Genomic DNA, 1,064 nt, shown 5'->3' on the forward strand with positions numbered 1-1,064 from the left:
TGCCTACTGTATTTGCGAAACAAGTAATAGAGCACTTTCAGTTAACATCTTTTTTTGAAGAGATTGTTGGGAGCAATTTAGATGGGACAAGAATAAAAAAGGAAGAAATAATTGCTCATATTTTACAAACAAATGAAGAACTTCAAAAAGAAGAAATGGTGATGATTGGTGATAGAAAGCATGACGTAATCGGTGCGAACAGTAACGGAATTGCTTCAATAGGTGTATTGTATGGATATGGTAATGAGAATGAATTGAGTGATGCTGGGGCGAGTCATATAGTGAAAGATGTCGAAGAGTTACAAAGCTTTTGTATAGAGAATAGTACGATAAAATTATAGAAATAGAACCTAGAAATCCCTTTATAACATATGACGATGAAATCGTTTTTGTTTAAAGGGATTTTACATATGTAATCGAATACTATAATTAGACAATTTTAGCATGAAAAATTTGTAATAAAGTGAAACTTTAATCAGTGGAGGTTTTGTCCATCCTCCACTGATTATCAGCCCTCACCAATCGGGCTTTTACGGGCAGTTGATCTCTCGCCTAGCTTCCGCACATTCGCCGAATTTTAAGATGGGAGTCATACTGCCCGCAAATAGCGGGATAAAAAGAGGAGGAATGTCATGAAATAAAAGGTTTCGAAATACTAGTGAAAGTTCGTTGTCAAAAGATTGAATTTTCAGTTTAAAAGGAGGGTTATAATTGGAGCTAGTTATTATTTTATTAGCACTTAGTTTACTCATGTTTGTAGCATATAAAGGATTTTCTGTAATATTATTCGCACCGATTTTTGCATTATTTGCGGTATTTTTGACAGAGCCTAGTTTTGTATTACCTTTCTTTTCAAATATTTTTATGGAGAAAATGGTAGGGTTTATTAAATTATATTTCCCTGTGTTTTTACTTGGAGCAATATTTGGGAAAGTAGTAGAAATGTCAGGAATCGCTGATTCCATCGCAAAGACGATTGTAGAGTTAGTTGGAGAAAAACGTACAATTTTAGCGATTGTTTTAATGGGAGCTATTTTAACGTATAGCGGTGTTAGTGTGTATGT

General features: G+C 33.9%; 2 protein-coding genes. Both read left to right on the plus strand.

What is annotated here, in order from left to right:
- On the plus strand, nt 1–341 hold a 341-nt coding region (locus AC1DTM_RS28050; RefSeq protein WP_477001435.1), incomplete at its 5' end, for an HAD hydrolase-like protein.
- Between the two features lie 370 nt (nt 342–711).
- The coding region (locus AC1DTM_RS28055) for a GntT/GntP/DsdX family permease (protein ID WP_477001436.1) at nt 712–1,064 on the plus strand (353 nt) is incomplete at its 3' end.

This window comes from Bacillus sp. P4_D3, from assembly GCF_056401855.1.